The 26644-nt window shown below is 37.1% G+C and carries 15 protein-coding genes; 8 read left to right on the top strand and 7 right to left on the bottom strand.

Going from position 1 to position 26644, the window contains the following annotated elements; translation table 11 throughout:
* Nucleotides 1-273: 273 nt before the first annotated feature.
* On the bottom strand, nucleotides 274-2631 hold the full coding sequence (locus tag GVN22_RS07455; protein WP_166550411.1) for a TonB-dependent receptor: 2358 nt from the start codon (nucleotides 2629-2631) through the stop codon (nucleotides 274-276).
* Between the two features lie 431 nt (nucleotides 2632-3062).
* The gene (locus GVN22_RS07450) at nucleotides 3063-3440 is read right to left on the bottom strand and encodes a helix-turn-helix transcriptional regulator (RefSeq protein WP_166550410.1); all 378 of its coding nucleotides are present in this window, start codon (nucleotides 3438-3440) and stop codon (nucleotides 3063-3065) included.
* 376 nt (nucleotides 3441-3816) lie between these two features.
* On the opposite strand from GVN22_RS07450, the gene GVN22_RS07445 reads away from it, so the two are divergent.
* From GVN22_RS07445 to GVN22_RS07435, 3 genes are all read left to right on the top strand, one after another.
* Nucleotides 3817-4524 (top strand): ATP-dependent Clp protease proteolytic subunit, encoded by a 708-nt coding sequence (locus GVN22_RS07445; RefSeq protein ID WP_166550409.1) that lies wholly within the window; start codon nucleotides 3817-3819, stop codon nucleotides 4522-4524.
* Nucleotides 4525-4775: 251 nt separating this feature from the next.
* On the top strand, nucleotides 4776-6035 hold the full coding sequence (gene clpX / locus GVN22_RS07440; RefSeq protein WP_166550408.1) for an ATP-dependent Clp protease ATP-binding subunit ClpX: 1260 nt from the start codon (nucleotides 4776-4778) through the stop codon (nucleotides 6033-6035).
* A gap of 237 nt (nucleotides 6036-6272) precedes the next feature.
* Complete coding sequence (locus GVN22_RS07435) at nucleotides 6273-6998, top strand: alpha/beta fold hydrolase (RefSeq protein ID WP_166550407.1); 726 nt, start codon at nucleotides 6273-6275, stop codon at nucleotides 6996-6998.
* Between the two features lie 254 nt (nucleotides 6999-7252).
* Here GVN22_RS07435 and GVN22_RS07430 read toward each other — a convergent pair whose 3' ends face one another.
* The 3 genes from GVN22_RS07430 to ade all read right to left on the bottom strand — a co-directional run bounded on the left by GVN22_RS07430 (nucleotide 7253) and on the right by ade (nucleotide 14126).
* A complete protein-coding gene (locus GVN22_RS07430; RefSeq protein ID WP_166550406.1) occupies nucleotides 7253-8692 on the bottom strand; it encodes a SusD/RagB family nutrient-binding outer membrane lipoprotein in 1440 nt (479 codons plus the stop codon).
* A 61-nt stretch (nucleotides 8693-8753) separates the two neighbouring features.
* On the bottom strand, nucleotides 8754-11999 hold the full coding sequence (locus GVN22_RS07425) for a SusC/RagA family TonB-linked outer membrane protein (protein ID WP_166550405.1): 3246 nt from the start codon (nucleotides 11997-11999) through the stop codon (nucleotides 8754-8756).
* Between the two features lie 480 nt (nucleotides 12000-12479).
* Nucleotides 12480-14126, bottom strand: coding sequence for an adenine deaminase (ade, locus tag GVN22_RS07420; protein ID WP_166550404.1), 1647 nt, complete (start codon nucleotides 14124-14126; stop codon nucleotides 12480-12482).
* A 112-nt stretch (nucleotides 14127-14238) separates the two neighbouring features.
* On the opposite strand from ade, the gene cmk reads away from it, so the two are divergent.
* The 3 genes from cmk (at nucleotide 14239) to GVN22_RS07405 (ending at nucleotide 19591) form a co-directional block, all read left to right on the top strand.
* Nucleotides 14239-14925 carry a (d)CMP kinase gene (cmk, locus tag GVN22_RS07415; RefSeq protein ID WP_166550403.1) on the top strand — a complete coding sequence of 229 codons (687 nt, stop codon included), beginning with the start codon at nucleotides 14239-14241 and terminating at the stop codon, nucleotides 14923-14925.
* Nucleotides 14926-15109: 184 nt separating this feature from the next.
* Nucleotides 15110-16204, top strand: a complete 1095-nt coding sequence (locus tag GVN22_RS07410; RefSeq protein ID WP_166550402.1) for an FAD-binding oxidoreductase — start codon at nucleotides 15110-15112, stop codon at nucleotides 16202-16204.
* Nucleotides 16205-16333: 129 nt separating this feature from the next.
* Complete coding sequence (locus GVN22_RS07405; RefSeq protein WP_166550401.1) at nucleotides 16334-19591, top strand: hypothetical protein; 3258 nt, start codon at nucleotides 16334-16336, stop codon at nucleotides 19589-19591.
* A 65-nt stretch (nucleotides 19592-19656) separates the two neighbouring features.
* Here GVN22_RS07405 and GVN22_RS07400 read toward each other — a convergent pair whose 3' ends face one another.
* Nucleotides 19657-21285: a glycosyltransferase family 39 protein gene (locus tag GVN22_RS07400; protein WP_166550400.1), complete on the bottom strand. Its 1629-nt coding sequence runs from the start codon at nucleotides 21283-21285 to the stop codon at nucleotides 19657-19659.
* A 313-nt stretch (nucleotides 21286-21598) separates the two neighbouring features.
* On the opposite strand from GVN22_RS07400, the gene GVN22_RS07395 reads away from it, so the two are divergent.
* The gene (locus GVN22_RS07395; RefSeq protein ID WP_166550399.1) at nucleotides 21599-22870 is read left to right on the top strand and encodes a glutamate-5-semialdehyde dehydrogenase; all 1272 of its coding nucleotides are present in this window, start codon (nucleotides 21599-21601) and stop codon (nucleotides 22868-22870) included.
* A 129-nt stretch (nucleotides 22871-22999) separates the two neighbouring features.
* On the opposite strand, the gene GVN22_RS07390 is transcribed toward GVN22_RS07395, so the two are convergent.
* Nucleotides 23000-24202, bottom strand: a complete 1203-nt coding sequence (locus GVN22_RS07390; RefSeq protein ID WP_166550398.1) for an RDD family protein — start codon at nucleotides 24200-24202, stop codon at nucleotides 23000-23002.
* Between the two features lie 288 nt (nucleotides 24203-24490).
* Between GVN22_RS07390 and GVN22_RS07385 the strand changes: the two genes are divergently transcribed.
* Entirely contained in the window at nucleotides 24491-26266 is a 1776-nt protein-coding gene (locus GVN22_RS07385) for a DNA polymerase III subunit gamma/tau (RefSeq protein ID WP_166550397.1), read from the top strand.
* The last annotated feature ends 378 nt before the right edge of the window (nucleotides 26267-26644 follow it).

The raw sequence follows: 26644 nt of genomic DNA, 5'->3' as shown, positions 1-26644 counted from the left end.
AAGCAATATGCCCATAGAACAGGAAATCGGTGCCAAAATGCTTTGACACCGATTTATCGATTGAGAACTGCCATCCATAACATGCTATGGTGCTACTTCGCAATGCAAAATTCGGGATGACTCATGTTTGATGCTACTATGCTAGATATGAATGGCTTAAGAGGCAATCATTGCGTCTCTACCGATGGAATACGAATTTTTACATAATCACTCACTTGCTAAATTCGGGCTGACTCATGTTGTGTGCTGATAACAGCTGCAAAATAACGTCTCTTAGAATTTGAACGCTACTGATAATGAATAATTGCGAGGAGCAATTGGGTTTACACTATTATCGTCGTGTACATTATAGCTTAATACATTGAAAATATTAGATACTTTTCCACGAATAGAGATATTCTTGAATGTATAACCCAAGTTACCGTCAACTTGCGTGTAGCTTGGCAAAGCAATAATACGGTAAGCATCATTAGCTACTTGTACGCGTGTTGAGCGACCCGCATAGCGAGTACCAATATACACACCTGTAACACCTACCGATAAACCTTTTAATTTACCTTGGTCAAAACGGTAATTGGCACTCATATTAGCCGTATGATTAGGATTGTATCTCAACAAGCTACCTTCAATGTAAGTATTACTTTTAAGATATTTTGTCTCGTTGTAGCTATAACCCGCCATCAACATCAAACCTTTGATAGGTCTTGCCGAGAAATCTACTTCAATCCCTTCACTACGTACTGAACCTGCTAATTCCTTAATATTGGTGTTGGTATTACCATTTGCCAAAGATGTTTGTGCCAGATTGTTGTTGTCGATACGATAGGCTGTTACATTCAAGGATGCTTTACCATCCAAAATTTCATTTTTTACCCCAACTTCATATTGATCAATAAGCGATGGGGGTAATGCTTTTCCTGTGGTGTCAACGCCCGTATTAAGAGTAAATGAATTAGCATAACTAGCAAAAATAGAATTGAATTTGGTAGGCTGATATACTATACCCAAGCGTGGAGAAAACGCACCATCAAATGCTACACTCGATGTTGTTGCTTTGGTACTGTAAGTATAAACATCGCTTTGTGTTTGTTGATAACTATAGCGAACCCCTGCCAAAACCTTCAACTTTTCAGAAAGACTAATCAAATCTTGTACATAAATACCCACACGACTAACAGGTGCTGTAGTCAAAGTTGCTGGATTCAAGGTTGGAATATCAGTACGGATTTTGTATTGTTTTGCACCAAAGATATTTACCGTATCATAACGAGCTAGTTGTGTGTAAGCGGTAGTTAAGGTTTTGTAATTATCGCTATCCATACCAATCAATACTTGGTGATTGATTTTGCCCGTTTGGAAAGTACCATTCAAGTCGATTTGTCCAAGGTAGTAGTTTTCTGAAACTTCGCTACGTTGTACATTACGAATCCACATACCTTCGGTGTTGATAGCAGTACCCGTATTTGGTCGAGTATTTGAGAAAAGGTCTGTTGAGTAGTTTCTATAAGCACCCATAACTGTCAATTTCCAGTTGTCCGAAATGCGGTGCGTTACGGTTGCTGTTGCCGAAGATTGTTGAGATTTGTAATAGCTCCAAGGAATACCGATAAATTTTTCACGAGGTAGGTCAACGATTGAATAATTGATGATACCTGCTCCAAAGTCAGGAGTACGGTTATCTTTCAAATAATCTCCTTCAATCAAAATATCAGTTTTGGGCGATACTTTGTATAATAAAGAAGGGTTTACATAAAAGCGCTCTGAACTTACACCTTGACGGAAACTGTTTGCTTTTTCATAAGAACCATTCACACGATAAGCTAATTTCTGTGATTTATCGATAGCTCCATATACATCAAAAATCGGTTTTACTAATCCAAAGCTACCAATACGCATGGTTACTTCGCCACCAAAATCAAATTTTGGTTTTTTAGTTACCATATTCAAGATACCACCTGCTGCAACGTTACCGAATAAAATTGCAGCACTTCCTTTCATCACTTCTACTTTTTCGATACCACTCAATTCAGACATCATTCCGTTGAAATAACGAACGCCATTTTTGAAGGTATTTGAGCTACCATAAGCAAAACCACGTCCTGCAATTTCTTCTTGATACCCACCTGCTCCGCTCATGATGTACACGCCATTGGTATTCATCAAAACGTCGCTCATTTTTAATACTTGTTGGTTATCAAGTACTTGTCTGTCGATAGTCATAATGCTTTGTGGCAAATCCATTGGCTTAATTGCAATTTTACCAACAGTAACTACACGTTCGTTTTGGCTCACATAGCCTTTTACAATAATTTCTTTCAATGTTTCAGAACTTTCTACCAATTCCAAGCTAAGGTTGGTGGTACGATTTTCTTCCACTTTAATTTCTTGCTCCAAGGTTTTGTAACCTACAAATGAAGCAACGAGGGTATAAGTATTAGGTTTGAGGTTAGACAAGATAAAATCGCCTTGCTCGTTAGACTTAGCGCCTTTTTTCGTTTCCTTCAATCTGATAGATACGTTTGGTGCTGGCTGACCGTCATTTGTTGAAATATGACCTTTAATGTCTCCTGTTTGTGCAATCGACGTAATACTGGAAATGAGCAGAAATAAAAATGCAATCGAAGTTTTCACGAGAATATTGTTTAATTGGATTAATTACAAATAGACTTTGCTAAAAAAAGAGAAAATGATTTTTCTCTAGAGATGTTATCTATACTTGTCTAGTGGAAAGAAATGAATTATTTAGACTAAGTATAAATAAATATGGATGCAAAAGTAGAAGAGTGATAGATAATATCCAAACCTTATTTAGATTTATTTTAAATATTAATAATAAAATGAGTTCGAAGACAATAAATCACAATAAAGTACAATAATGAGTTGGCTAGCGAAGTAAAGTAACGAATGAAGCAACATTTGTAGGGGAGTTACGAAGGAATGATAGGAGAGAAAAGTTGTTTTGGAAGTCAAGAGGTACAATAAAAGCGTCATAAGAACGAAAAATTAACTAATACCAATTTCGCTCTTATGCTGCTTTTAATTTCCTACAGTTTTTCTAGTTTTTAAAAGCCAATGGGTTCTCGTTGTTTTTGCTGAAGAATACGATAAGCTTCTAAATACAGTTGTTGCTCAAATTTTTCTTTCCAAAATTTAAGTTCTATTTCCAAGCGGAGGTTTTCGGATTTTAGATGTTTGTTTTCTTCCAACAAAGTATCTATTTGTGGCGATACAGCCAATTCTTTTTCTCCCCAAAGTACAGGAATGTCCAATACTTTGGATAAATCTTGTGCACGTTTGATACTGAGTTCGGTTTTGCCACGCTCAATATCGCCATACGCTGTGGTCGAAATTCCCAACATATCGGCTACGTTTTCTTGAGAAAGCCCTTTGAGTACACGAGCTTTTCGGATTTTATCAGGAATAGAATCTTGTTGTTTCATATACCTTATTAGGTTGAGTTGGTTATGATGGACTAAGACATAAAAGTTGGTTAGTCTTGTCAAATTTTATGAAAAAATATCCACTTTACTTTCGACATATTAATCTAATACCTCAATTTATATAATCCTTTGATTTACAAGAAGGTATTTTAAATACTTTTTAGAGGGTAATAAAAATCATAGTAAAAAATCGTATTTTCCGAGAATTTATCTGAAAATCTGATTAGGATTTTTTCATAGATTTTGCATCTTTGTTTAAAAGAACTACCTCTTAGTTGCAAAACACTGTAAGATGACTTGAAAGTTCAACGACTATTTGCCTCGAACCATTTTACAGATTTTGAAGTTTACAGTTTAAAATAACGGTTATAAAATTATGTTTCACAAAGATTTAAGTTCAGAAGAATTCAGAAAATATGCTGTTCATCACAGAGGTTTGAATGGCTTAGCAGTAGATCAGTACATGAATCAGATAGGTGGGCAGAGCCGTCCATTTATTGAAGACATGACTCAATATATCATTGAAGAGCGCCCAATGCGTTTTGCTCAAATCGACGTATTCTCACGTTTGATTATGGACCGTATCATTTTTATGGGCGTACCTGTAGATGATTATATGGCAAATATCATTGTTGCTCAAATGTTGTTTATGGAGTCGACAGACTCTCGTAAAGACATTATGATGTATATCAACAGCCCAGGTGGTTCGGTATATGCAGGTTTAGGTATTTATGATACTATGCAGTATATCCGCCCTGATGTAGCTACGATTTGTACATCTTTAGCGGCGTCGATGGGTGCTGTATTATTGGCTGGTGGTGCAGCTGGTAAGCGTTCGGCTCTTCCTCATGCACGTATTATGATTCACCAACCATCAGGTGGAGCGCAAGGTCAGTCTCGTGATATTGAAATTACAGCTCGCGAAATCGTAAAAATTCGTAAAGAATTGTATGATATTTTGGCACAGCACTCAGGAAAATCGTTTGAAGAAATCGAACGTGACTCTGATCGTGACTATTGGATGCGTGCTGAAGAAGCTAAAGAATATGGCTTAATCGATGAGATTCTTACTCGCGAACCGTAGTTGATTGGACATATTTGTTGATTTACGAAAATTTTGCTTTTGACGTAAATCACCATAGAAATGCTTACTCCTTTGTTTTAGGGGTAAGCATTTTTAGTATAAATTCAGTACTTTTGTAAATGGTTGTACCAAACAGTTGCCTGTAGTACGTCGAAACAGCTGCCATTGTGGGAACCCTTCTTTTTCAAATTGTATTTTACAAGAGTTGAGACATAGTAACAAACACACAACTCTCTTATTTTTTACATAGAATGAAACAACAACAACAGCCTCATTGTACGCTATGTGGTCGTGGCCAAAAAGATGTGCCATTGCTATTACAAGGTATGGAGGGTCATGTATGTAGTGAATGTGTCACTCAGGCTTATCAGGTAGTGCAACAAGAAGCAAGTCCTTCGTCACGTAGCTTTAAGGGTGACAAAAAGAAAGGTGGCGCTCGCTTCGAATTGGTAAAGCCAATAGAGATGAAAAAGTATCTTGACCAATATGTAATAGGACAAGATGAAGCAAAAAAACACCTTTGTGTAGCTGTTTATAACCACTACAAAAGATTGATGCAGCCCAAAACTGATGATGATGTACAGATTGAAAAATCGAATATCATTATGGTGGGCGAAACAGGAACAGGTAAAACTTATTTGGCTCGTACGATTGCCAAAATGCTTCAAGTACCATTCTGTATTGCCGATGCTACGGTGATTACTGAGGCAGGTTATGTGGGTGAAGACGTAGAAAGCATCTTGACTCGTTTGTTGCAAGCAGCAGACTATGACGTTGCCAAAGCCGAAATGGGTATTGTCTTTATAGATGAAATAGATAAAATCGCACGTAAGTCTGACAACCCATCAATTACACGTGATGTATCGGGTGAAGGTGTACAACAAGCGCTATTGAAACTGTTGGAAGGGGCTGTTGTAAACTGCCCGCCACAAGGAGGTCGTAAGCACCCTGAGCAAAAAATGATTGCAGTAAATACTGAAAATATCTTATTTATCTGTGGTGGTGCTTTTGATGGTATTCAACGTCATATTGCTAATCGTCTGAACACTCAGCCAGTAGGCTTCAAGAAAGGTGCTAGTTTTGCAGATGAATTTGACGAGCAAAATTTGTTACGTTACGTTTCTTCGCAAGACTTAAAATCATTTGGCTTGATTCCTGAATTGTTGGGACGTTTGCCAGTGCTTACTTCATTGAATCCATTGGATGCAGAAACACTACTTTCGATTTTGAAAGAGCCCAAAAATGCGATTACGAAGCAATATGAAAAGCTTTTCAAAATGGAGGATATAGATATTCATTTTGATGATGACGCTTTATTATATATTGTCGAACAAGCGATGGAGTTCAAATTAGGGGCTCGTGGTTTACGCTCAATTTGTGAAGCAATTATTACTGATGCTATGTTTGAACTGCCTTCACAAGATGAAATCAAGGAATTTAATGTAACGCTAGAATATGCTCGCTCGAAGTTTGAAAAAACGGCTTTGCATAGAATGAAGAAAGTTGCATAAAAATAAATTGCGAATCCCCGAACACATTGTTCGGGGATTTTTTGTTATATAGTAATATTGGCTTTGGGCTTTCGGCATTGAGAATTGAACTTAAGCATTCTTTAATTCATAATCTCTTTTTCGATTTCGGATACTATTTTATAAGGAATAAAGATATTTTTACATATTTCAGAAATCAAAAAATCTCCAATCCACAATAGACAATTGTCATTCAATTATTCTCAAAACATTACGGACATGATACAGAAAAAAGTAGTAGTATTATTACATGGGTTTGGTGAAGACTCGACCGTATGGTTGGGAATAGTCCCTTACTTACAAAAGAGCTTACTGGTATTTACACCTGATTATGCCAAGGAAACTACCTTGAAAACCATGGATGATTATGCCGATTTTGTAGCCCAACACTTACAAAAAGCAGGTGTGAGTCAATGTACTGTGATTGGGCACTCGATGGGAGGGTATATTGCTTTGGCGTTTGCCGAGAAGTATCCTGACATGATTACTGGACTTGGCTTATTTCACTCGACAGCTTATGGTGACTCGGAAGAACGAAAAGCTTTACGTTTGAAAAATGTTGATTTCTTGAGAACACATGGTACGGAGGTTTTTATCAAAAACTTTACGCCAAATCTTTATAGCGAGGAGTTTAATGCTCAAAATCCAGAGGTGGTACAGAAGCATATCGACTATTCGTCTCAGTTACCAGTAGATGCCTTAATGGTGGCTATGGATGCAATGCGCATTCGACCAGATCGCAGAGAAGTATTGGCCAATGCTAAATATCCTGTGATGATGATTATTGGTAAAAAAGATAAAAGTATTCCTGTGGCAGATGCGCTTGAACAATTGGCTTTGGCGGGTAATACTAGCTCATTGGTACTTGATACTGTTGGACACATGGGTATGTATGAAGAGCCAGAAGAATGTGTAAGGTTTATCAAGAAGTTCTTGTTGAGGTAAGTTATAGGTTACTAGTCTATTTGTTATTCTATAAAGCTAAGGCTTCAAAATAATAAGTAAGTAAAAGGAAAGATTAAATGAACACTATATCTGTTCTCTATCTGATGATGAGTGCAATCCAATAACTGATATACTACTAACTAATAACTTCTTTATACTTATATCAAGAATACATTTTACTAAAACCCAATTACCAAACAAAAAAAGCTGACTCTTGCGAGCCAGCTTTTTTGTTACTACACTTTTATAAGAGATTAGAATTTATCCCAGAAAAGTTTTGTATTTACTTTATCCGCACCGATTGCTGTTGAAGCAGCTTTCCAGTTCGCCTCATTAAGAGTTTGTTCACCTACAGGGTAAGTAAAACGAGTTGGAATATCAGCATAAGTTTTGTTGGCAGGAACATTGAAGATTGGGTAATCCAAACGTCTCCATTCTGTCCAAGATTCAAAACCACGGTTATACAAAGCAATGTACTTTTGAGTAGCAATTTTTTGCTTGTAAGTACCAGTTGCAGTAGTATAAGCTACCGAACTTTTTGCAAGATATGCTGTAATATCTGCATCGCTCACACCCCAATAGCTCATCGAAGCTTTGATACCTTGGTTGTAGAATTGTTCAGCAGTACCACCAACATTGTATCCACGAGCAGCCGCTTCAGCAAGGTCGAAAGAAATTTCAGCATAATCCATAATCAAACCTTCTAGGTCTGGTTTTTGGAATACATCACCAATTGCCGAGAAGTTAGTATAGTTACCACCAGCAGCATAAGGACCACCTACATATTTACCATTCAATTGACCAAAGAAAACCGAACGACGTGGGTCAGATAAGTTATTCATCAAGTCAACCACTGTGTTGGCAGGAACATAATCCTTACGACCACTTTGAATCAAGTCAACCCAGATAGGGTTTGTATTTGGTACATTGCTGTAGTAAGTTAAGGCAGTGTTGTCACTGTTTGAAGAGAATACTCCTTTCGCAGCAGCTTCAACCATTGTTTTTGAGGTAGCAGCATCAACGTCAGCTAACATCAAACCCATTTTCAACTTCAAGCCATTAGCAAACTTCAACCATTTTGCCATGTCTCCACCATATACCAAGTCAGCCGAACCAAAAGAACCAGCCGAAGTATTAACACCAGCAATAACAGCATCCAAACGCTTCGCTAAGTCAGCGTAGATTGTTTTGGCGTCGTCATATTTAGGGTTTACATTTTGTGGGTCTAACGACTCCGTGTAAGGGATGTTACCGAAGGTATCTACCAATTTTTGGTAAGCATAGATATTCAATAACTCGATAAGCGCCAACTTGTTTGTTTTTTCAATAGCTTGCTGAGTACCGATAGGTTTTTCAGCATTAACTAAAGCTTTAGCATCTTTCAAGTTGTTCAAGATATTGAAATAGAAACGCAACCATACAGCATCAGCAACTTTACGAGTGGTAATATCGTAGTTACTTTCGTCAGTATAAGTAGTTTGAGTCCATTGTTGAGCAAGCAAACGGAACACATTACGGTTTACGTTTGTGTTTACCATTTGGTCAATAAGGTTTGTTTCTGCTGCTGCAAACACAGTAGAAGATGGCACAGAACCCGAGCTAGGGTGTTTTTTGTCGGTATTCAAATCTTCAAGATTACTCTCGCAAGACATCGACAACAGTGCTATAGATAGGAATGTTACAATTTTTTTCATTGGAATAATATCTTTTTTCGTTTGACAAAAACCTTCAATTAGTTTGTAATAAAGGTTTCGATTAGAACGAGAATTTAAGGCTTGCTCCGATTTCTCTAACTGAAGGATAAACACCTGATTGGAAACCTGAAAGGTTACCTGATGTCAAACCATCTTCTGGGTCAGCATAAGGTAAGTTTTTGTGGATAATCCAAAGGTTACGACCTACTGCAGACAATGTAGCACCTTTGATGAAGTTGCTTCCGCCGAATAGATTTGCAGGTAATTTATAAGAAACAGTTACCTCTCTCAATTTAACGTAGCTAGCATCATAAACGAAAGCAGCAGCAGGGTTTCTTACATATCCTAATAATCCGTAGTTTTCAGCACTTACACGTTTAGTGTTGGCAGTTCCATCAGCTAATACACCTGGTACGATGTAACCACCACCATTTGCAATTGATTCACGGATAGAAACACCGTTGTCGTTCAAGAATACAGTTTCAGCATATAAACCTGTAGCTCTACCGTAGTATTGGTCAAGAGAGAATACGCTACCACCTTTTTGGATGTCAATCAAGAAACTGAAAGAAAGGGCTTTGTAGTTGAATGAGTTAGTAATACCCATTTTCCAATCTGGAGTAATGTTACCGATTACACTAGTTGCATCTGTTTGTGCATAGTAACCATTTGCATTAACAACTTTTTGTCCGTTTAAATAAACGAAGTTAGTACCTTTCAATACACCGTAAGGTTCACCAATAGATGCGTTCAATGTAACACCACCTTGGAATGAACCCAATGGCAAGTTGTTTACGCCATCATACAATTCAACCACTTTGTTGCGGTTCATCGTAAAGTTAGCGTTCAATTTCCATGAGAAGTCGCCAGTTTGAACAGGGATAGCAAATGCAGACAATTCAATACCTTTGTTTTCGATTGTACCAGCATTTACATATTTTTTGTCATAACCAGTAGCTTTCGAGATAGACACAGGCATGATTTGGTCGATAGATAAAGTACGGTAAGCTGTAATGTCAAATCCTACTCTGTTTTTCAAGAACTTCATTTCTAAACCAATCTCAGCACTTTTTGTACGTTCTGGTTTCAAGTTCGGGTTGTTCAAGATCGAGCCAGTCGCAAATAATGTTTGTCCACCAAATGCATCTCTAGTATCACCGTTCAAGTTAGTTGGTTTTACATACGTATTCAACAAACTCAAAGCAGGAGCAGTGTTACCTACTTCAGCATAGTTTACACGAACTTTACCAAAGCTCAATGCAGGCCAGCTTTCTCCTAATTTGTTAGAGAAAATATAGCTCAAAGAAGCAGATGGATAGAAATAAGTGTTGTTTGATACTGGTAAAGAAGAAGAAACATCACGACGAGCAGTAAGGTCTAAGAACAATTCGTTGTTATAACCCAAAGATGCATTAGCAAAAATACCTTCTTGGTAGATAGCACTTACGTTTTCTGTAGGAGCACTAGCCGCAGAAGCAGAGTTAGCCAAAGAATAGATACCTGGTACAACCAAGCCACCTACTGTAGTAGCATACATTGTGCTAACTTCTGTTTTACGGATGTTTCCACCAACCATACCTTTCAAGTTGAAATTCTCAGACAAATCTTTGTGATAGTTTGCAAAGAAGTCATAGTTCATTTCTCTGAAAGTACGATCATAACGAGAGTATTTAGCAGTACCATTGTTGTTGATAGAACCAACAGCGATACGTTCCTCTTGTTGTTCTGTATAAGTATCCATTGAGATACGACCCAATACATCAAAATCATTTGTGATTTTGTAAGTAGCAGTCACATTACCAAAAACACGGTTTCTCCAGTCAGTTTCGTAGTTATTAGCACGTTGCCAGTAAGGGTTATCCCAGAAAATAGGCTTGATTTCACTTGGGTCAGTCCAGTTCCAAGTAATGTTTTGTCCAGTTCTTTCAAATGCTGATTTCAAATCTAAGATATCAACGTTTGTTTGATACCACTGACGGAAGCTAGACATGATATTGTCTGAGTAACCGTTGCTATAACGACCTTTTGCATCTTGACGAGCAAAGTTGATGTTGGTTGTAACAGTGAACTTTTTGCTGAAATCATGGCTACCAGCAAACGAGAAGTTGTTTTTCTGGATGCTAGAGTTTGGAAGAATACCAGTTTGGTCAAAACGAGTATATGATACACGGTAAGAACCGTTTTCGCTACCACCATCCAAAGAGATAGTTCCGTTGAATGTTTTTGCGTCGTTGAAGAATTTAGCAGGAGAGTTTGCTGCTGCTTGCCATGCGCTAGTTTTACCATACTGTGGTGAAGATGGGTCAAATGAACGCCAGTCATACACTTGTTTGTTAGGGTCAAATTTAGCACCCCAAGAAGCATCTTCTGACATTGGAACAACAAGGTCGTCTACTCCATCACCATTGATATCTCTGTACAAAAACTTGTGTGAAGGGTCTTCATAGTAGTTACCATAACCACCACCATAGCTAGATTGGTATTTAGGGAAAGTAGATTTGTCGATAGAACCTACAGTGTATCCCATACTTACATTAACACCTAAACCTTGGTTTTTCTTACCTTTTTTAGTCGTAACCATTACAACACCATTGGCAGCTCTTGAACCATAAAGCGCAGTTGCTGCAGCACCTTTCAATACGTTGATTGACTCGATGTCGTCTGGGTTAATATCCGAAGCAGCGTTACCGTAGTCATAACCACCACCACCTTGAGCTGTCGAAGAGCTAGTAGTGTTTGAGTTATCGATAGGTACACCATCCACTACGAATAATGCTTGGTTGTTACCAGTCAATGATTTGAAACCACGAACAACGATGTTAGTAGAAGCACCCATGTTGTTGTTACGTTTGATTTCAACCCCTGATACTTTACCAGACAATGAGTTGATGAAGTTACTTTCCTTGGCAGTACTTACTTGGTCGCCTTTAACTTCTTGAGTTGCATAACCCAAAGATTTTTTGTCACGAGATACACCAAGGGCAGTTACTACAACCTCTGAGAGGGTAGAAGTACTTGGAACTAACTTTACGTCGATTACAGATTGAGAACCAACCGCTACTGTTTGCGAAGTAAAGCCAACAGAAGAGAAAATAAGCGTTGTTCCATTTCCTACAGAAATACGGTAAGAACCATCAGCTACCGAAGTAGTACCTTTTGAAGTACCTTTTACTGAAATACTTACACCTGGAATAGGAGAACCATCTTCCGATGAGGTTACCTTTCCTGTAATTTGCCTGTCTTGAGCAAATGTGCTACCTAGCTGAGCCAATAATAGCAAAGCTGTTAGCAGTAAGAGTTTTCTCATAATAATTATTGGTTAAATTGTTGGTAAAATTTTTATTTACACACCTAAAAGGTGCATGAATAGTGGTTCATGCATATAATCATCACCATAGTACAAATGGTACATGGCTAATATTATTCGTTTTATTAATAATTTATATAAGAGTGGTAAAGCTTAAGCCTAAGCTCAACTTGCAGATAAGAGGATAAATTGGTAAAACTTTAGCGATGAAATATCGACCAGATACAATGCTGTACGCTAGTGATGCGATAAATCCTGAAAAGCGTTAGGAAATTTGCTATACGAAATTGCATTAGGGTTGAAGTCAAACCCTATTCTATGAGATTTTTTAGCCAAAGAAGACACTTTGTCCGCTTTTAGTTTGATTGATTCTAGTGTAAAATTTTTCAAAATAATAGACTATTTAGTTAATCTAGCATTTTCAAATAATGTAGGTTATCCGAAAATGCTATAGTTTCTTTTAGTTTTGTTTCGATGAAGTTATACTTCCAAAGATGTCAACTCAAAGCGTTCGCCATCAAAAAGGCCAAGATCTGAAAGCTTCAAATTTGGAATAACTAGGAGTGCCATAAATGAAAGACTCATGAAGGGTGATTTCAGGTTGGTTCCTAATTGTTTTGCAAATTTATCAATTTCCGAATAATTATTTGCTATATCATAGCCATTTTCTCCTGACATAAGTCCGGCAATCGGTAATGGAAGTATTTTATTCTGTCCATTGCCCGATACTGCCGATACCCCACCTTGTACCTCAATAATTAGGTTTACGGCATCAGATATGGCTTGTTCGTCGACGCCAACGACCACAATATTATGCGAATCGTGGGCTACAGACGAGGCAATTGCGCCTGATTTTAATCCGAAATTTTTTATAAAACCAATGGCAGGAGAGGCATCTTTATAGCGATTTACTACTGCAATTTTCAAAATATCACGCTCAACATCCGAAACAAGCGCACCATTTACGACCTTCGCTTGGTGTTCTGATTTCAAAGTTATGAGCTGTCCATCCAATACTTCTATGACTTTAATCATAGCATTATCAGGATTTTGCGCATTTACTACAAAATCTTCAGAAGTCTTTAACGAACAACTAAATTGGTTTTGTATTTCACTACTAAGATTTGGAATAAAAGACGCTCCATTCTCTGCAATTTTTTCACCATTCAAATAGGTTGCCAAAATGTTAAAAGCAATAGGGTTGTCTATCAACACAAAATCGGCTGGGTCGTTTGCTCGCAACAAACCTACTGGTAATTGATAATGCAACACAGGATTGACACAAGCTACTTGCAAAATCTCAAACAACAAATCTGGATACAATACCAATGCTCGCTTTACTAGCTCGTTGATATGTCCTTCCACTAAATTGTCAGGATGTTTATCATCAGAACAAAACATCATATTGTGGTAGTGTTCAGGCAATAGTCCAATTAAGGCATCAAAGTTTTTGGCAGCAGAACCTTCACGAATCAGGATTTTCATGCCGTATTTGAGCTTGTCGAGCGCTTCTTCGGCTGTAAAACATTCATGGTCTGTTTGGCAACCAGCTTCAATGTAGCGCTTGGCTGCTTCACCTCTCAACCCAGGCGCATGCCCATCCACAGGTTTTTTGTATTGTTGTGCCAAGCTAATCTTAGACAACATATCAGGGTCGCCGTTTAATACCCCAGGGAAATTCATGACTTCAGCTAAATAGCCGACTTCGGAATAATTATCAAACAAATAAGCAATATCTTCGGGCGTAATAGTGGCTCCCGCAGTTTCAAAAGTGGTAGCTGGTACGCATGAAGGTGCCCCAAAACAAAACTTAAAAGAAACCTGACGGGCATTTTCAATCATGTACTCCACGCCTTTTACTCCTAAGACATTGCCGATTTCGTGTGGGTCCGAAATGGTCGAAACCGTACCGTGTACCACAGCAAGTCTGGCAAATTGTACAGGTGTTAGCATTGAGCTTTCGATATGCACGTGTGCATCCACAAAACCAGGGAGGACATAAGGCGTATTTGGTTGGGGAGTCGAAGCTAATTCAATGATTTCTTTGATATAACCGCCTTCAATCGTAATTTGACAGTATGAAATATTTTTATCAAGTATGTTGATGAGGTTTGCTTGAATCTGCATAAGAGTATGGTTTTGATATTCAGATGTTTATAGAGTAAATGAGTTTAATCAACTTTTTAGATTCTCTCAACTCTGGTTCAAGTTACTTATCTTTGTACAAAATATCTATTCAATGAAGAAAATCATTATTGCTCTCGACGGCTATTCAAGTTGTGGAAAAAGTACCACCGCAAAGCGTGTGGCAGCACAATTAGGATACGCTTTTATTGACACTGGTGCGATGTATCGTGCTGTTAGTTTGTATTTTCATGAGCATCATATTAGCCTTACAAATCCCAAGGAGATAGAGAAGGCCCTGAGCGAGATTCATATTTCATTCCAGTTCAACGAGCACCGTGGCGCAAGCGATGTGTACCTTAATGGATTGAATGTAGAGGACGAAATTCGTAAAATGTATATTTCGCAAATGGTAAGTGAAGTAAGTGCTATTACCATAGTGCGAAAAGCGATGGTAGCTCAACAACAAAAAATGGGTAAAAGCCGTGGCGTAGTAATGGACGGTCGTGACATTGGGACAAAAGTATTTCCTGATGCCGAAGTGAAAGTATTTATGACTGCCGACCCTGTGATTCGTGCAGAAAGACGTCAATTAGAACTTTTACAAAAAGGAGAGATGATTGACCTCGAAGAGATTTTGGAGAACCTCAAGAAAAGAGATATTATCGATTCTACTCGTGAAGAAGGTCCTTTAGTCCAAGCGGAGGATGCTACCTTGATGGATACTTCTTTTATGACTTTAGAAGAACAGGTTGATTTTGTGATTCAGTTGCACGATGCAAAAGTGGCATTGTTAGATTAATAGTAAAATATTGAACAATGTAATCTTCTAAAACCAAACAATACGATTGATAGTTAGTATTTTAAATAATAAAACCATTGATGCTGAATGATTAAGAAGTTATCAGCATCAATGGTTTTTAGTTTTTGAGAGAAGGCGACTATCTATATTGTAAAAAACTTTTTCTAGGTCAAATACTTTAGAAATGACAACAAAACATTACGATTATTTATTGGTAGGACAAGGACTTGCGGGGTCTTTATTAGGGTATAGCTTGGCAAAGCGTGGGTATTCAATCATGGTATTGGACAATTATGAACAACCATCATCTTCGCGAGTTGCCGCTGGCATTTACAACCCTGTTACTGGACGTAAACTCGTAAAAACATGGTTGGCGGATGCGATTTTTCCTTTTCTCAAAACATATTATACCGAACTGGAAAAAGAATTAGGAAAAAACTTCTTTCATCCGATGCAGATGTTTCGTCCGTTTCCTAATCAAGAAGTAAAGGATTTTCTTTTGCAAGAAACGGCTGTCGCCAATTATGGCGATTTTGGAAAATATCATACACCCGACGAATCTCTCAAAAGTGTTGTAAAAAGCGAACTCGGAGGAGTAATGACAGATCATTCGGGTTGGGTAGATTTACCTCTGATGTTGGATGCTTTTCGAGAATATTTTGAAAAAAAACAATGTTTGTTGCAACACTTATTCGATTATCAGGGTCTTCATCTTGAAAGCAATACTTACCAAGTAAATAACGAATTGACGCTGACCTACAACAAGTTGATTTTTTGTGAAGGTTTTTATGGACGGAACAATCCTTATTTTTCGTGGTTGCCGTTCAACCCCGTAAAAGGAGAAGTGCTTCGAGTAAAATTTAAAGAAGATATTTCGTTGAAAGAAATGGTTAACCAAGGCGTATTTGTAATACCACTTCCCAACGGACGAGCTAGAGTAGGAGCTACCTACAGTTGGCACGACTTGGATTGGATACCAACCGAAAAAGGGAGAGCTGACCTGTTAGAAAAATACAATAAGCTCATGCTGGCAGATATTGAAGTAGAAGAACAACTCGCAGGGGTACGTCCTGCTACCAAAGACCGTCGTCCTATCGTTGGGTTACATCCATTATATCCTAATTTGGGGGTGTTTAACGGACTTGGGTCAAAAGGTGTTTCGTTGGCACCGTATTTTGCCGAACAATTTGTTGACTTTTTGGTCAATAAAAAAGAACTTGACCCCGAAGTCAATATAAATCGTTTTGGTTCGTTATATTTAGGCCAAAAGCAATCTTAAGAAGTTGCTCTAGGCGATAAGCAATAAGCGCTAGGCTTGGATTCGTGAAGGACAATCCAAGTAGTATGGTTCTCTGATACCACATAAATCTAAGCTTTTCGTAGCAACAATACCCAAGCTGAATCAACAATGAAAAAAACTATACTAGTACTATCTCTGCTAGCCTCGTTTTATGCTGATGCCCAAACTACTTTTCCTACACAGGAGCAGTTTGGGAAAAATAGAATTCAATACCGCCCATTTCACTGGAAAGTTTTAAGTACACAAAACTTTGAGGTGTATTATTATGAAGGTGGTCAGCAGACTGCAACATTAGCGATTCAAATGGCCGAATCAGAATTCGATCGTATTACCGACGTTCTGGGGTATTCTCCTTTCAACCGCACAAAAATTTTTGTGTATAACGCCACTTCTGATCTTAATCAAAGCAATGTTGGATTGAGTTTGTCGAGCGAAAAAGAAATTCGTGAAGAGAACTTGGCTAAATCTCGTATCGAAATTGCCTATTCAGGAAGTGCCGCTACGTTTCGTAAAGAACTCACTCGTGAGATTTCTAGGGTATTTATCCATGATATGTTGTATGGAGGAAGTATCAAAGAATCCTTGCAAAACTCTTTGTTATTGAGTGTACCAGAATGGTTTATTTCAGGTATTTCGCAATATATAGCCGAGGGTTGGAGTACCGAGCTAGACTCTTATATGAGCGATGCCATTATCAATAAGTTTATCAAACGCCCTAACCAAACTGCTGGGCGTGAAGCTGGTCTGATAGGACAGTCGGTGTGGAACTATATTGCAGAGCGCTATGGGCGTGAAAATATTTCTAATATTCTCAACCTTACCCGTATTATTCGTAATGAACAAACCTCTATTTCGAGTACACTAGGAATGCCTTTTTCTAGATTTCTTAAAGAATGGAGAGAGTTTTACACTAGCAACGCCGAAGCTACAATCGCCAATTATACGCTTCCACAGTATGACTTCAAGATAGGACAACAAGCACTGAATGCTCCTAATAGACTTAATCAGTTTAAAATCAGCCCAGATGGCAACTTTTTAGCCTTGACCCGTAATGATTTGGGACGTTCGAGTGTGGAGGTAATTAACCTTAAGACAAAGCGTACCGAAACTATCTTGTCAAGTGGTTTCAAAACACTCAATCAGTCGATTGACCATACTTTACCATTAGTATCTTGGACAAAAGGCGGTTCGTTGGCGGTTATTTTTGAAGACCGTGGAGATATGATTTTGTATCTGTTTTCGGATATTACTGAAAAAGACTTATCAGGTAAATTACAGACCAAGAGAGTCTTCAAGAACTTTACTCAAATCAGTGATTTTGATATTTCGGACGCTGGAACTCAAATCGTATTTAGTGCCGAAAGCAAGGGACAAAATGATTTGTTTTTGATGGATATTGCTCGTTCTTCAGTAAGCCAACTGACCAATGACCTGTATGACGACTTGAATCCACAATTTGTTGGAAATGCAGGAAAATTCATTTTTGTATCTAATCGTCTGAAAGATTCTTTGGAAGTAGACAAAGGCACGCATAAGTCTGTGACAAATCCTTTCAAGTTGTTTCTGCATGAAGGAAAACCAAAGGTTGAGACCGTAAAAGTCTTAGTTGATTCACTAGGCAATATCTCTCACCCTGTAGTTGCAGACGGTAATACGGTTTATTTTTTGAGCGATGAAAAAGGGATTCGCAATATTTATAAACTAATTGCAGGAGAAAATTCTCCTAATCTAGTAAGTACTTTCCGTACCGATATTGTAGATTTTGACTATTCCTTATCGAGCAATAGCTTAGTATATCGTTTTATCGATAACAATCAGGATATTATTGCTTATCAAAAAAATGCGGATTTGGGTATTAAATCCAATATTCCATTTACCAATCGTAATGTGAGGTTGTTTGGTGCACCAATTGTACATACAACCAAGCCAACTAGCGCTAATACAAAGCCTGTAGAGGCAAACAAAGAGACCACAACCCAACCAAGTATTAAGTTATTACCTGGCGAAATAGATACGGACAATTATCAGTTTGATGATAATGCAACTGTTAAATCGCCTGCCTCTAACGCGGCAGATAAGAAGAATGATAGAAAAACGCGTACAGAACGAATTTTATCATCGAAACAAGCCAGAAAAGATAATATCAAAATCAAAGGACCTACTGACTACAATAATGCATTTGTGGTAAATGGCACCGAAACAGATTTTGTGGTAGATCCACTACCGCAAAGAGGATTTGGATTGAATGCCAATCTAAAGATGAATGATTTGTTGGAAAATCATTTATTGAAAACAGGATTGTTCTTAACTCCAAACCTCAAAAACTCAGATTTGTGGGCTGAATATTCCTATTTGGCACAGAAGATAGATTACTCGGTAAGATTTGATAGAAGAACTACCAGCGACGATGGCGAAGTTCAGGATACCAAATATCGCCTAAACAAAGTTACTTTTAGTGCGGCATATCCTATCAATACCAACTCAAGAATCTCGGTTTCGACTAATTTTATTACGACTCGCTATTATGAGTTTGATTTAAATACAAGTGTAATTGCGCCATATTTGCCAACCATCAATGCTGATTATGTAGGCGCAAGAGCTGAGTATGTGTATGATAACACGATTAGTCATGGGCTGAATCAATTAGAAGGGACCCGATTCAAAGTTCGTTATGACCATTATTCTGGTGTAACGTCAGCATCAGATGGATTTGAAAAAATCAATGTAGATATTCGTCATTATATCCGACTTGGCAAAGGAACAATTTTAGCATTTCGTGGTGCAGGAGGGCATTCTTTTGGAAATGCACCAAAGGCTACAGTCATGGGTGGTGCTGATAACTGGATTGGTCGTACTTATGAGGCTACCAACAATAAAAACAATCCATTTACGTCAAGTACGATCGAAAAAGATTTGTTCTTTCTTGATTATGCAACACCATTGAGAGGGTTTAATATGAACAAAATTTCGGGCAATAGCTTTATGGCCTTAAATGCTGAAGTTCGTTTCCCAATTGCGAAGTACTTGTACTCGGGACCAATCTATTCTAATTTCTTTAAAAACTTACAGCTAACAGGTTTTACCGATGTTGGTACAGCGTGGACAGGAGTTGGTCCTTTTTCTCGCAGAAATGCTTTCAATACTTATGTATTACCTAATCTTACGCCTGCCCAAATCGCCAATGGTGAAAATATTCCATTTAGAGCAACTATTACCGATTTCCGTAGTCCGTTCCTCGTAGGCTATGGTATCGGAGCACGAACTACGATTTTGGGGTACTTTGTGAAGTTTGATATTGGCTGGGGCGTAGAAAATAAAGAGGTAAAAGCACCAATTTCGTATCTGACTTTAGGATATGATTTCTAGTAAATAAAGAGCATAAAAAAGGGACTTCAAGCTGATTGAAGTCCCTTTTTTATGCTCTTTATGTGTCAAAGTTCCTTAGGAACTCTCGCTTCATAAATTTGAAATAATCTATCTCCACATGAGTTTTTGATAAGCTTTGTAGTCCATACTTTGACTCCCTTTTGCTCTAGGTAATGTAGAAAATCTTCTGTTTTTTTCTCTTCCATAGTTGAATTGTATCCAAACCTTGTTCTTTTAGCAATATCTGTTGATATGGGCTGTACAATAACTACTGGTTTATTGGTATAAAAAAATAGCTCATATTTTGTCCACCATTTTTCAAGCTCGGTAGGGAACATTAGTAATCTGTAAGGCTCAGAAAATTTATTTCGATTATTATCTAATACTAGGAGCTGAGGATGTGCACCCCAATCTGTTGAAATAACTAAGCGATTACTGTCCTTCGCTACATAATCAAATACCTGATTTATTTCGGGAATAAAAATTTCGCTTACACACTCTTTATTGTTGATATTGTTGTTGAAAAGAATCGTTGTGTAGATATTCCATCCTAACATAATTGCTGTAATCGTAATTAACGGAATATAAGTACCCAAATATTGGCCAATTTGATAGAAGCTACTGATGATAATAATTATTACCATTGGGTACATCATAAAGCTATGCCATACATGTGTTGCTGCAGGTGTAACAACATATTGGATAAAAATTAGTAAGAGTAACAAAAGCCCTTTTGTATGTGAAGAGTTGAATCGAATACATCCTTTAATATATAAGTAAAAATTAATCATAATAACGCCTAGAATAGCAATATTCATGATTGTTGAGGAAGGAACTCCTGCGATACTCCAACCAAAAACCTTGAATATACTGTTTTGAAGAAGTAAATATTTAGTTTCTTTTAGGCAAAAAATAAAGCGTTCTTCCAAGAAAGGAAGAGTTAATGTACTTGCTTGTCCATCAATAATAAGACCTTTCAGTACAGATAAAAAAAGGAATGCAAATAATAAATACCCTAAACAGTATCTGAAAAAGGTTGTTTGAACAAGTTTTTTGAAATCGAATTTTAATAGGATTGGAGTTATTCTAGGAGGTTGTTGTAACGCATACACGCCAAACATAGCATTAGTAAACCAAATAAAATTGAATTTATTATATGTACCTAAAAGCATCAAAATAAGTATTGTTAAACCATGACGCAACCAATGCTTTTGGGGTTTAACGGCCCATGTTAAAATTAAGAGTTTGAAAAATAATTCGATACAAGAGGGACCTTTATCGAATCTTTGCAATGAAAGAAATGTTAAATCTACAGATAGTATTAATAGAGTAGCAAGGGCGATTTTTTTATTAAAATATTTTTCAGCAACTCTATAGCTAAGCCATAAATTAACAGAGCCTAACAAAAGCATTGGAAGCCTAACGCTTATAATACTGACACCAAAAGCTTTAAAGATTGGCATATAAATCCAAGACTTTATGGCACCAATATAGGGATAACAGAAAATAACTAAGTTCTTGATTTTAAAGCTTATAAATGTTTCTCCATCAATATCTCCAAGAGCTCCATTTATAAACAGTGTTTCATCGTATTCTAACCCGAAATATTGCAATTTGTAAAGTCCTATAAATATGAATGTTAGACTTGAGATAGCTAAGACAGATTTATGTAATATCTTCTGGTTCGTTAGCATAAAACATGAAGATTATATGATTGAGGTAACTACTTTTGACTTTAGGATCTAAATAGAATAAAGTATGGTATATACTAGGTGCGATGTACTGTAAAACTAATTATAAAGATATAAGATTTTAGGACTGTTAGTAATACCACTTAATAAAATGTGCCTTAATAGATTATAATCACCAAAAACAGATAAGACACTGTAAATAATTTTTGCTAATCTAAAGTGAGTAATCAAATCCAAGAGCTCTTATTTCTCGATTTTAAGAGGAGTTTTAGAAAATCTTTCCGAAATTTGATTTAAAATTAATGTTAACCAACTTATGCAACTTGAAACAATCGAACTAACGTCTATTGTGCCAATTTTGGCCAAGACACATGCGGCTTCGGCAGAAATTCGAAGACTTAGCGATCAACAAAAAAAGGATATTCTCTATCGTTTGGCAGAGGTATTGGTTGCCAATACTCAACAAATTATTACAGAAAATGCCAAAGATTTGTTCCGCATGGACCCCGCAGACCCCAAGTACGATCGTTTGATGCTTACCGAAAAACGTATTGCTGATTTGGCCGAAAGTATGAAGGATGTCGCTAATCTAAACGACCCTACAGGCGAATTACTTTTGTCTAAAGAATTACAAAATGGCTTAAAAATTAAAAAAATAGCAGTTCCAATGGGCGTTGTTGGGGTAATTTTTGAATCTCGCCCGAACGTAACCGTTGATGTAACTGCACTTTGTATTCGCTCGGGTAATGCCGTAGTGTTGCGTGGTGGTTCGGATGCTTTCGATACCAATACGTATTTGATAAGTCTTATTCATGAAGTTTTACGTGAATTTGGTGTCAACACAGATGCGATTACGCTATTGCCAACCGACCGTGCATTTGTCAAAGAATTGCTAACAGCTACTCGATTTGTAGATTTAATCATTCCACGTGGCTCTGAATCGTTGATTCAGTTTGTGCGTCAAAATTCTTTGGTACCAACTATCGAAACAGGTGCAGGGGTATGTCATACTTATGTGGAAAAAACAGCTGATTTAGCTAAAGCAACCGAAATTGTGGTTAATGCCAAAGTATCTCGTCCTTCGGTATGTAACTCTTTAGATACCGTTTTAGTCGATGAAGCGGTTGCTGAAACATTTTTGCCAAGCTTAATAGAAGGTTTTAATAAATGGAATGTAGAAGTTTTTGCTGATAGCATAGCTTATAAAATCTTAGCTGAGGCTGGTTTCAAATCTTTACAAGAAGCAACAGAGGCAGATTTTGGTCGTGAATTTTTAGATTATAAATGTTCAATTAAAGTCGTTTCAGGCTTAGAAGAGGCTTTAAATCATATTAGCAAACATTCTTCTCGTCACTCAGAAGCAATTCTTTCGCAAGATACAGAACTCTGTCAGCGTTTTGTGCAAGAAGTCGATGCGGCGGCAGTCTATACCAACGCCTCTACACGTTTTACCGATGGAGGACAGTTTGGACTAGGTGCCGAAATAGGCATTTCGACTCAGAAACTTCACGCCAGAGGTCCATTTGCGCTCGAAAAACTCGTTACCGAAAAATGGATTGTAGAAGGGGATGGTCAGGTGAGATGGTAACTATGAAGATCGATTAATTTTGAATATAGTTTTGGTAAAAATACCTCCTTGAAAATAATATAATCGATAAGATACTGTATTGTTTTCGGAGGTATTTTTATTTTCATAAGTTTCTTGTATGCCCGCTGATTAGCTTATTTGATTATCTTCAGCGACAAAGGTTTTAGCTGCCATATCATGTAAAGCTTGTCTTGTCTTATTAACAAATACTACAATAAAAACTAATGGCATCATGTAACAAACACCTTTGACTAGACCCCTGATAATGAGTTGCTTGTTGTTATCTACCATTGTTCCATCTTGATTGACAAGTTTTAATTTCAAGAGTTTTTTCCCTAAACCTCGTTTATCAAAAATAAAGTCGTTGAGCACAAAGAAAATAAGAGAAACCGCAAGTCCAACTAATGAAAATATACTATTTTTACCAGAAAAGCTTTCAATAATAATAATCTGAATGATTGTTAAAAGCGCTGAATCTATAAAAAATGCTCCCACACGTTTTTTTAAACTTGCGTATGGAATTTCCACAAATGACGTTCCAAATAAATCAGTATTTCCGTAATTGAGAGATGAACTATTCGTGTTTTCTTCATATTGAGATTGCGTAGGCAAACCAAAAAACTTCAGAATCGTATTATGAGAGAAAAATGATATTATCGATAAAATAGCAATAACCAAACAAAATGTACCTTCCTTAATTGCCATCGACAAACTCATACTACTTTCTCCTCTTTCTAAAACAATGACATCAGATGATATTTTAATATTTTCTCGTTTGAAGATATTCAGTACATCATCAGGAATAGAAGCATCGGTGAATCTACCTTCTATTGAAAATTTGCTTGAAGAAAGCTCTTTTTCATAGTCATTACTAGGCTTCTTATCGTTAATCACGAGTTTTGCTACTAAATTGTCGCGTTTCTTGGTGGAGATAATGTTTCCTGTAGAATCTACAAGAAAACTATTTTGAACAGTATCACCTTCTGCAATGGATTCTTCTATATCTTCTTCTGAAACACTAATATCTTTTGATGGGTAAACTGGATAGAAGATTTCTAAAGAACTATTTTTTTTTTGGACCTCGACTACCGAATTAGAAGGTGTTATGGCATCTGTTATTTTAATATAACGAGGAAGCGATTCTTTAGGTGTTTTGAGAAGTTGAGGAATCGTCATTTTAACGGATTCGCTACTATCATTTGATAAATTGAAGATAATATCAGGAATGATAAAAAGAGAAAGAACTCCTAATGACACTGTAGCTCCAATTCCGCGATAAATAACATCTATATTTTTTAGATAAAAAATGAATTTAATAAAGTTGATTTTCATAATAGAATTGTGAATTGTAGATAAGGGTTTGATTTAATTATTTGTTTTTACAAGAAACATAAAATGCAAATATACAAGTAATTATAAAATTAAATACTATAGACTAAATATGCTTATGGGGATTTTATAGTGCCTTAAATGCGGTATTACTAGTAATAAATAAGACTGGCTAAGTAGTCCTTTTGCATAGATATAACCCTCAACTTTACGATACTTCTTCCAAAAGATGTGTATCCCTTTTTGATTCCCTCGTTTGTCAAATCGTCTTACAATTCCTAACTTGCATCTATGGAAAACTTCGTAGTCTCGGCTCGGAAATATCGCCCTGCTTTGTTTGATTCCGTAGTGGGTCAATCTCATATTACAACTACTCTCAAAAATGCTATCCGAACCAATCACTTGGCTCAGGCTTTTTTGTTTTGTGGCCCTCGTGGTGTTGGTAAAACTACCTGTGCGAGGATTCTTGCAAAAACCATTAACTGTCAAAACCTTACGCATGATGCGGAGGCTTGTGGCGAGTGTGAATCGTGTAAAAGCTTTCAAAATAACGCATCTTTCAATATTCACGAGCTAGATGCGGCTTCAAATAACTCCGTCGACGATATTCGTAATCTAATCGACCAAGTGCGCTATCCACCTCAGTCTGGACGATATAAAATTTATATTATCGATGAGGTTCACATGCTCTCAACAAGTGCTTTTAATGCCTTTTTGAAGACGCTGGAAGAGCCTCCTGCGTATGCCATTTTTATATTAGCAACTACCGAAAAGCATAAAATTCTCCCTACGATTTTGTCGAGATGTCAAATTTTTGACTTCAATCGTATTCAAATCGGAGATATGACGCAACATTTGGCCAATATTGCTGCTAAAGAAGGAATCATTGCTGAGTGGAGCGCACTCGAATTGATTTCGCAAAAAGCCGATGGTGGTTTGCGTGATGCTCTTTCGATGTTTGACCTCAATGTGACGTTTTCTAAAGACAATACTTTACATTATGCCGAAGTACTAGAAAACTTACACATTTTGGATTATGACTATTATTTCAAAATGACTGACGCTCTCATGGAGTCGAAGGTAGCTGAGGCGTATCTACTTTTTGACGAAATCTTAAAGAAAGGATTCGATGGGCATCAGTTTGTCGTAGGACTATTAGAACATTTCCGAAATCTCTTAGTTTGTAAAGACCCCGTAACAGTAAAATTATTACAGGTGTCAGAGAGTGTTCAACAAAAATATTTAGAGCAGTCGGCTAAAGCTAATTTTTCGTTTTTGGCATCAGGATTGAGTATTGGTTCTCAATGTGATTTGAATTATAAATCAGCCAAAAATCAAAAATTACACGTAGAAATCACTTTACTTAAATTGGCGCATATTCCGCATGTGCTCAATTTGAGTGCACTCCCTGCTGTGGAGGGTGGGGCTGCGGGAAAGCCTAGTACCGATAGTCCTGCTGTAGCGCAGCAGCCTATCAGTTCGCCTGTATCTACGTCTCAGGTTACAAACGCTGTTCCTGCTCAATCGAGTGGTACTCCAGCAGAACCTGATCCAACCAACACTCTACCTGTAGGAAGTATTCCTAAAGTCAATCTTGGAGGACTGAAAAGTACAGCTAATCTGGGAAAATCGGCTGTATCAACAGCCAAGGCACCTTCAGCGCCAATGCCAGTATTGGAAGAGACACAAGTAGTCCAAAATAAGGCTTTTACCAAAGAACAACTTAAAGTACAATGGGATTCGTTTGTGAAATGGCTCGAATCTCGTGAGCGTTTTAGTGAGTTTGTAATCCTCAATCGTGATTTTACGCTAGAAGGAACTACGATTCATTTGGCTGTTGATAATGAAATTCAGGTAGAACTATTGACCACAGCATTACGTACAGAAGTACTTACCCATTTGCGTAAAGCTATGCAAAATAGTACGATTCACATTGAGGTTTCGATTTTGAAAGAAGAAGAGAAACCTATGATTTATACTCAAGCCGAGAAGTTTAAGTTTCTAGCTAATAAAAACCCAGCCCTCAACGATTTGCGAAATGCCTTAGGTTTGGATTATGATTATTAAGGATTAATACAATAAATTACTAGTTCAAGACTTAGTCTTGGACTAATTTTTTTAAACAGTTTAGAAACTGGAACAAACGATAGTCCGATACTAAGTATCGGACTATACAATTTTTTAAAGGATAAGAAACAGAATAGCGCTACAGTACAAATTGATTACACTCTTCTGATGATAAGTCTATTCTAATAACTGATATACTGTTAACTAATAACTTCCTTTTATTTCTATCTGAGTCGTTCTAAGAATTACCTGCAAACAACAACCATCACATCACTAATTTCCTATTTTTTCTTTTTTTTGAAAAAAAAACTAATCAAATAGTTGTTTAACTAAAATTTTAGTTTTAACTTCAAATCATTAAATCAAGAGTACTCAAAC

The organism is Cellulophaga sp. BC115SP, assembly GCF_009905545.1.
Classification (GTDB): Bacteria; Bacteroidota; Bacteroidia; order Cytophagales; family Spirosomataceae; genus Flectobacillus; species Flectobacillus rivi.
This window is presented reverse-complemented; position numbering and strand designations above follow the sequence as displayed.

What these genes read in the sequence shown, in the direction of transcription:
- GVN22_RS07385 (WP_166550397.1), top strand. Translation starts at nt 24,491, where the DNA reads ATGGAAAACTTCGTAGTCTCGGCTCGGAAATATCGCCCTGCTTTGTTT.
- GVN22_RS07445 (WP_166550409.1), top strand. Translation starts at nt 3,817, where the DNA reads ATGTTTCACAAAGATTTAAGTTCAGAAGAATTCAGAAAATATGCTGTT.
- GVN22_RS07395 (WP_166550399.1), top strand. Translation starts at nt 21,599, where the DNA reads ATGCAACTTGAAACAATCGAACTAACGTCTATTGTGCCAATTTTGGCC.
- GVN22_RS07410 (WP_166550402.1), top strand. Translation starts at nt 15,110, where the DNA reads ATGACAACAAAACATTACGATTATTTATTGGTAGGACAAGGACTTGCG.
- GVN22_RS07390 (WP_166550398.1), bottom strand. Translation starts at nt 24,202, where the DNA reads ATGAAAATCAACTTTATTAAATTCATTTTTTATCTAAAAAATATAGAT.
- GVN22_RS07425 (WP_166550405.1), bottom strand. Translation starts at nt 11,999, where the DNA reads ATGAGAAAACTCTTACTGCTAACAGCTTTGCTATTATTGGCTCAGCTA.
- GVN22_RS07400 (WP_166550400.1), bottom strand. Translation starts at nt 21,285, where the DNA reads ATGCTAACGAACCAGAAGATATTACATAAATCTGTCTTAGCTATCTCA.
- ade (WP_166550404.1), bottom strand. Translation starts at nt 14,126, where the DNA reads ATGCAGATTCAAGCAAACCTCATCAACATACTTGATAAAAATATTTCA.
- clpX (WP_166550408.1), top strand. Translation starts at nt 4,776, where the DNA reads ATGAAACAACAACAACAGCCTCATTGTACGCTATGTGGTCGTGGCCAA.
- GVN22_RS07435 (WP_166550407.1), top strand. Translation starts at nt 6,273, where the DNA reads ATGATACAGAAAAAAGTAGTAGTATTATTACATGGGTTTGGTGAAGAC.
- cmk (WP_166550403.1), top strand. Translation starts at nt 14,239, where the DNA reads ATGAAGAAAATCATTATTGCTCTCGACGGCTATTCAAGTTGTGGAAAA.
- GVN22_RS07405 (WP_166550401.1), top strand. Translation starts at nt 16,334, where the DNA reads ATGAAAAAAACTATACTAGTACTATCTCTGCTAGCCTCGTTTTATGCT.
- GVN22_RS07430 (WP_166550406.1), bottom strand. Translation starts at nt 8,692, where the DNA reads ATGAAAAAAATTGTAACATTCCTATCTATAGCACTGTTGTCGATGTCT.
- GVN22_RS07450 (WP_166550410.1), bottom strand. Translation starts at nt 3,440, where the DNA reads ATGAAACAACAAGATTCTATTCCTGATAAAATCCGAAAAGCTCGTGTA.